General features: G+C 70.9%; 6 protein-coding genes and 1 pseudogene. 6 read left to right on the forward strand and 1 reads right to left on the reverse strand.

From position 1 onward, the window contains the following. Positions 1 to 838: DUF2264 domain-containing protein (locus ABZ297_RS45780; protein WP_355360567.1), on the reverse strand; the 838-nt coding region annotated here is incomplete at its 3' end. Between the two features lie 299 nt (positions 839 to 1,137). Here ABZ297_RS45780 and ABZ297_RS45785 point away from each other — a divergent pair. The 6 genes and pseudogenes from ABZ297_RS45785 to ABZ297_RS45810 all read left to right on the forward strand — a co-directional run. Then, on the forward strand, positions 1,138 to 2,061 hold the full coding sequence (locus ABZ297_RS45785) for a cation diffusion facilitator family transporter (protein WP_355360570.1): 924 nt from the start codon (positions 1,138 to 1,140) through the stop codon (positions 2,059 to 2,061). A gap of 131 nt (positions 2,062 to 2,192) precedes the next feature. After that, on the forward strand, positions 2,193 to 3,128 hold the full coding sequence (locus tag ABZ297_RS45790) for an aminoglycoside phosphotransferase family protein (protein ID WP_355360573.1): 936 nt from the start codon (positions 2,193 to 2,195) through the stop codon (positions 3,126 to 3,128). Positions 3,129 to 3,224: 96 nt separating this feature from the next. Next, the gene (locus tag ABZ297_RS45795) at positions 3,225 to 4,766 is read left to right on the forward strand and encodes a phenylacetate--CoA ligase family protein (protein WP_355360576.1); all 1,542 of its coding nucleotides are present in this window, start codon (positions 3,225 to 3,227) and stop codon (positions 4,764 to 4,766) included. Next, on the forward strand, positions 4,763 to 5,209 hold the full coding sequence (locus tag ABZ297_RS45800) for a DUF4188 domain-containing protein (protein WP_355360579.1): 447 nt from the start codon (positions 4,763 to 4,765) through the stop codon (positions 5,207 to 5,209). Before ABZ297_RS45795 ends, ABZ297_RS45800 begins: the two co-directional genes overlap by 4 nt. Continuing rightward, positions 5,206 to 6,279, forward strand: a complete 1,074-nt coding sequence (locus ABZ297_RS45805; protein WP_355360582.1) for a hypothetical protein — start codon at positions 5,206 to 5,208, stop codon at positions 6,277 to 6,279. The genes ABZ297_RS45800 and ABZ297_RS45805 overlap by 4 nt, the downstream gene beginning before the upstream one ends. Further along, positions 6,276 to 6,595: pseudogene (locus ABZ297_RS45810) on the forward strand (hypothetical protein); the annotation flags it as partial. The gene ABZ297_RS45805 and the pseudogene ABZ297_RS45810, both read left to right, overlap by 4 nt.

A 6,595-nucleotide genomic window follows, 5' to 3' on the forward strand; every position in this document is an offset into this window, starting at 1 on the left:
CCAGGATCGCGCACGGGGCCACGGTGTCGCTGCAGGCCGGAGTGCTGTCGACGTTGCTGGCGCTGGCGGTGGGCATCCCGATCGGGCTTGGCGCCGCCGACGCGAACCGGTAGGTCAGCGAGCGCCCCTGGTGGACGGGCCCGCCGTCGGCGGCGAACAGGTGCTGGTACTGGCTCAGGAACTCCCGCAGCCGTCCGGCATAGCGTTCCTGACGTGCGGTGTCGCCGGCCATTCTGGCCCACAGCACCGGGTAGAGGTGCATCGCCCAGCCGGCGTAGTAGTCGAAGTTCTTGCCCGCGCCGTCGGTGTACCAGCCGTCGCCGACGTACCACTCCTCGATCCGCTCCAGGCCCCCGTCGATCTCGCCGGGCTCGTGCGGCCCGCCCACCTCGGCGAGGAACTGCTCGACGACCACCTGGAACAGCACCCAGTTGTTGTCCGGGGTGCGCCGTCCGACGAAACCCGACAGCCACTCCACCACGCGTTCCTGCTCGGCGGCCGAGAGCCGGTCGTACAGCCACGGACGGGTCTCGTGCAGGGCCAACGCGATCGACGCCGCTTCCACCAGCTGCTGGGACACGTCGGCCAGCGCGGGCCAGGCGTACGGGTGCGCCGGGTCGGTGCCCGCGACCAGCCCGCGCGCGTACCGCTCCAGGAGGGTGGGCGGGACCGCTCCGCGCGCTCCGGCGATCCGGAACGCGGCGAGCAGGAAGGTGCGGGCGTACCCTTCCAGGCCGTCGCTCTCCAGGCCCGAGCTGCCCTGCCGGCCCGGCATGCGGAACTGGGCGAAGTCGTCGGTGGCGTACGGCACGACGGAGGCCAGCAGATGGTCGGCCACGGCCTCCCAATGGGCGCGGGTCCACCCGGTGTACCGGGAAAGCCGCGGGTCATGGGGAGGGAGGCGCAACGCTGAGGCGTCACCGGATGAACCGGGGGAAGGGCGCATGAAGCGCTATGGTAACCGCCTCCGGTAAGCGCTTACCACCGATCCTCGCTCCCGAACGACGTGGTGCTCGCGATCGTCCGGGACCGCTCGCGAAGGGCGTGGGGGGCGCCGCCGTCGGCGACTGGGAGGTGTGGTGGCCGATCCCAGGGGTAGCGCGGAGTGCCTGGTCGTGGAGTGCAGCTGGAGGTGGCGTGCGGAAGAGCGCCGGGCTGGAGGCCACGTTCGCGGCGCTGGCAGCCAACGTGGCCATCGCGGCGAGCAAGTTCGCGGCCTTCGCTTTCACCGGGTCCTCGGCGCTGCTCGCCGAGGGGTTGCACTCGGTGGCCGATTCGGGCAACCAGCTGCTGTTGCTGCTCGGACGGCACCGGGCGGAACGCGCGCCGACCCCCGAGCACCCCTTCGGCTTCGGGGGCGAGCGCTACTTCTACGCCTTTCTCGTGTCGGTCGTCCTGTTCTTCGGCGGCGGCCTGTTCGCCCTGTACGAGGGCTACGAGAAGCTCGTCCATCCGCATCCGCTGGAGAGCTGGCCGTGGGCGATCGGCGTGCTCGCCGCGGCCATCGTGATGGAGTCGCTGTCGCTGCGGACGGCGGTGCGCGCGTCCAACGACGTTCGCGGACACCGGTCCTGGGCGGCGTTCATCCGCCAGGTGAAGGCGCCCGAGCTGCCCGTGGTCCTGCTGGAGGACACCGCCGCGCTGATCGGGCTGGCCTTCGCCGGGGCCGGGGTGACGCTGACGGTCCTCACGGGCAACGCCGCGTTCGACGGCCTGGGGTCCATCGCCATCGGCGCGCTCCTGGTCGTCGTGGCCGTGGTGCTCGCCGTGGAGACCAAGAGCATGATCATCGGTGAGGCCGCCTCGGCCGGGATCCAGAAGACGATCAAGGAGACGCTGGCCGGCGAACCGCTCATCCAGCGGGTCGTCAACCTGCGCACCCTGCACGTGGGCCCCGAGGACGTACTGGTGGCCGCCGAGGTCCAGCTGCCCGCCGGCACCGACCTCGGCGTGGCGGCGAAGACCATCGCACAGGTGGAGGACCGCATCCGGGAGCGCCTGCCCGTCGCCTCGCTCATCTACCTGCAGCCGACCACGGCCGACCCGGACGACGGCGACTGAGCACGCCTCGACAGAATGGCGCCGCCGGACGGCGTCATGAGCTTTAGGCGTCATGAGCTTTAGGTGTCATGAGCTTTAGGTGTCATGAGCTTCGGTGTCATGAGCTTCGGTGTCATGAGCTTCGGCGAAACGTGAAGCGGAAGGTGTGCATGGGCGCGGGCAAGATGCACGAGGACGAAGCCGACATCGACCGGTCTCTCGTACGCCGGTTGCTGGCCGCGCAGTTCCCGCAGTGGGCGGATCTGCCCGTCGAACCGGTCGTCTCCAACGGCGCGGACAACGCGATGTACCGGCTCGGCGACGACATGGCCGTACGGCTCCCCCGCATCGAGTGGGCCGTCAGATCTGTCGGACGCGAACAGGAGTGGTTGCCGCGGCTCGCCCCGCTACTCCCCGTCGCCGTTCCCGTCGTGCTCGGGAGGGGCGTGCCCGGGGAGGGCCATCCCTGGCCGTGGTCGGTGCTGCGCTGGCTCGACGGCGAGAACCCCGCCGTCGGCCAGATCGCCGACCCCGAACTGCTCGCCAAGGATCTGGCGGAGTTCGTCATCGCGCTGCGGTCGATCGACCCCGCCGACGGGCCGCCGGCGGGCTGGGGCCAGCACCTGGCGACGCTGGACGAGTCGGCCCGCACCGCGATCGGCGAGCTGGACGATCTCGTCGACACCGGCGCGGTGACCGCTCTCTGGGAGGAGTCGCTGCGCCTCCCGGAGTGGCCGGGCCCGGCCGTGTGGATCCACGGCGACCTGTCACCGGGGAACGTGCTGCTCACCCAGGGGCGGCTCAGCGCGGTCATCGACTTCGGCAGCGTCGGCGTGGGCGACCCCACCACCGACCTGATCGCGGCGTGGAACCTGCTGCCTCCCGGCGCTCGGAACGTCTACCGGGACGCCCTGCGGGTCGACGACGCGACCTGGCTGCGAGGACGCGGCTGGGCGCTGGTGGTCGCGCTCGTCCAGCTCTCGTACTACCGCGCGACGAACCCGGTGCGCGCGTCCGGCGCGCGGCACGTGATCCGCGAGGTGCTCGCCGATCACCGGCGGACCGCTGAGTTGCACACTGCGACTTGAGTATCAAGCTCCATAGCCCGGTGGACCGACGCCTCCAACAGGCGATGAAAGTAGGCATTAAGCGATCATTCATCCGGCTCGATAGGTTTCAGCTCTATGACCCGCTTGAGTCCGGCCTTAGGGCCGCTCACCCCTCGGCAGCGCTGGCGCAGGGCCCGACTGCAGGCGTACTCGTGGCTGCTGACCGGCGCGTACCGGCTGGGGGCGACGCACCCCGCCGTGTGGCGGTTCGTCGCCCGCACCTACCACCCCGTCCTGGACCGGGTGGCCGCCAGGCACGCCCGGCTGGCCTGCCAGTTCGCCGCCGTGGACGTCCCTGCCTACCGCCACTTCCTGCGCGGGCACGGCGCCGAGCACGCCAGGACCCTGGACGCGTTCCCCGAGACCACCAAGCAGAACTACGCGGGCGTCTACAACGAGGCGAGCCGCTGCCAGGAGGGCAGGCTGCACCGGCCGGGCGTGATCGTGGACGAGTCGTCGGGGTCGAGCGGCAAGCCGTACAACTGGGTGCGCGGCCCGCGCGAGCTCAAGGGCATCTACCGCAACGCCGCCGGCTACATCGAGCTGGTCTTCCCCGGCAAGAAGCTGTTCGTGATCAACGCCTACTCGATGGGCGCCTGGGCCACCGGCACCACCACGGGCACCGCCATGGCGCGGATCGCGATGGTCAAGAACACCGGCCCCGACCTGGAGAAGATCGCCGACACGCTGGAGCACTTCGGCCCCGGCTACGACTACGTGATCGCCGCCTATCCGCCGTTCCTGAAGCACCTGCGCGACCGGCTGGACGAGGCCGGCTTCCCATGGCCCGACTACCGCATACGCGGCATGGTCGGCGGCGAGGGCATGACCGAGGCGCTCCGCGACTACCTGGAGGAGCGCTTCGAGGAGGTCCGCTCCGGCTACGGCGCCAGCGACCTGACGATCGGCATGGGCGCCGAGAGCGGGTTCAGCGTCTTGCTGCGCAAGCGCCTGGCCACCGACGAGCGGCTGCGCGACCAGCTGCTCGGCCCTGGCGAGCAGCGGCTGCCGATGATCTTCCATTACAACCCGCTGGAGACCTTCCTGGAGGTCAACGCCGCCGGCGAGCTGCTGTGCACGATCAACACCAAGACCTGCCTGCAGCCCAAGCTGCGCTACAACGTCGGCGACGAGGCCAGGCTGCACACGCTGGCGGAGGTCAGGCGGGCGCTCGGCGCCGAGTACGAGGGGGCGTGGACCGACGAGCGGATGAACCTGCCGCTGCTGTTCCTGTTCGGCCGCAAGGACTCGACGATCTCGTACATGGGCGCCAACCTCTACCCGCAGGACGTCGAGTACGGCCTCTACCAGGGCAACCCGCACGCCGCCGCGATCAACAGGTTCTGCCTGTCGCTGGAGGAGCAGCCCGGCCTGGAGTACCGGCCGGTGGTCAACATCGAGCTCCGCGAAGGCTCGGCCGTCGACCGTGACGAGCTGGCCGGGATCTGCCGCGAAGGCGTCGTCGCGCACCTGGCCAGGGTGTCGCGGGACTTCGCCGAGTCGCTGAGGGAGGATCCGACGGCCGCCGACCTGCGCGTCAGCATCCACGACCCGGGGCAGGGGCCGTTCGCCGGGCTGACCAAGATGAAGAACGTCTACCTGGTGAGGGACGCATGAGGACCACCGACTTCAGCCAGGCGCCGCCGCAGGGTCGGGCGAGCGCGATGTTCGTCGGGGCGACCCGCTACCGGGGGCCGCTGTCGATCATCACGCTCACGCTGACGTGGTTCCGCATGGTCCGCGACATGAAGCGGATGCGCGGCTACTGCTGGCACAAGGTCTACTGGGAGTTCCCCTTCACGCTCGGCACGCTGGCGTTCTTCGAGGACCGCGACGCGCTGCTGCGCTTCGCCCGCAGCCGCCACCACCGCAAGCTCATGCAATGGGTGACGGACGGCACAAAGAACGCCACCGGCGGATACATCCGCCTCTACAACGCCGAGCCGGAGGGCTACAGCAACGGTGTCTGGCGCGCCGAGGGCGGCCCCATGGCGCACATCGAGACGTTCACCCCGCTGTCCACGGAGGCCGGCGAAGGCCCCCGGGTGCGGCGCGGATGACGCTCCAACCGGTCGAGACCCGCCGCGACCTGCGCGACTTCCTCGCCTTCACCGACGACGTCTACCAGGGGGACCCGCGCTACATCCCGCCGATCCACGCCCAGGTCCGCGCGTGGTGGCGGCGCGGCGTCCGGCTGAGCCTGCTCAGACGGCGCGGACGGGTCGTCGCGCGGACCACCCTGCACACCGACCCGGCGCTCGACGCCAAGCTGGGCCGGCCCACCCAGCTGTTCGGCCTGACGGAGTTCACCGAGGACGCCGCCGAGGAGCTGTTCGACGGCGTCTGCGCCGCCGGCCGGGCAGGCGGCAGGGACGCGGTGTTCGGGCCGGTCTCGCTGCTGCCCAACCAGGCGGGCGGCGTCATCACCGCGGGCTTCGGCGAGCGCGGCTTCATCGACAGCGCGTGGAACCACCCCTACTACCCGGCCGCCTACGAGCAGCATGGCTTCACCCGGCGCTTCGAATCCGACACCTGGATCTGCCCGGTTCCCGCCGAGCCGGTGTTCACCTTCGACGACGAGCGCGTCGAGGCCGAGCGGCTGCGGGTGCACCGGGGCGACAGGAAGCGCGTCGGGGAGCAGCTGCCCATCCTGCGCGAGATGCTCAACGCCAGCTTCGCCCAGCTCGGCTACTACACCGAGATCTCTGCCGAACAGCTGGCCGCCCAGACCGACGGGCTGGCCTACCTGCTGGACGAGGCGCTGCTGCTCTACCTGACGAAGGCGGACCGGCCGATCGCGTTCGTCCTCTGCCTGCCCGACATCTCCGCGTTCGTGGCGAGAATCCGCGGGAACCTGCACCCGCTCAACCAGCTCCGCCTGCTGGCGACCAGGTCCCGCCACCGCCGCGAGGCCGTGCTCATCATCAAGGGGACCGTCCCCGGCGAGCAGGGCCGCGGCTACATGCGGCTGCTCGCCCACGAACTGCACGAGGGGCTGCGCCGCGGCGGCTACCGCACGCTGCGCAGCACCTACGTCGAGCGCACCAACCCCGGCTCGGCCGCGCAGTACGTCGCGATGGGCGGGCGCCCGCTGCACGGCTACACCTTCTACGGCAAGGACCTGGCGTGAAAGAGCTGCGGGCCCTCGAACCCGACTTCTGGCGCGCGCCGAGCGCGCACAACACCCAGCCGTGGACGCTCACCTACACCGGCGGGGAGGCGGCCGTCGGCTGGGATCCGGCGCGGGCGCTGCCCGTCAGCGACCCCACCGGCCGCGACCTGCGCCTCGGCCTCGGCGCGTTCGTCGAGACGTGCCTGATCGTCTGCGCGGACGCGGGGCTCGACGTCGCCTTCCGCCCCGACCCGGGGCCGCTGCGGGTGGGCTACCTGCACGCCGCGCCTGAGCCGTACCGGACGCCCTTCACGACCGCGGACGTGCGGGCGCG

It is taken from the genome of Nonomuraea sp. NPDC005983 (assembly GCF_040614375.1).
Lineage (GTDB): Bacteria > Actinomycetota > Actinomycetes > Streptosporangiales > Streptosporangiaceae > Nonomuraea.

Excerpts from the sequence above, each read along its gene's own strand:
- ABZ297_RS45795 (WP_355360576.1), top strand. The coding sequence starts at position 3,225 with ATGACCCGCTTGAGTCCGGCCTTAGGGCCGCTCACCCCTCGGCAGCGC.
- ABZ297_RS45800 (WP_355360579.1), top strand. The coding sequence starts at position 4,763 with ATGAGGACCACCGACTTCAGCCAGGCGCCGCCGCAGGGTCGGGCGAGC.
- ABZ297_RS45805 (WP_355360582.1), top strand. The coding sequence starts at position 5,206 with ATGACGCTCCAACCGGTCGAGACCCGCCGCGACCTGCGCGACTTCCTC.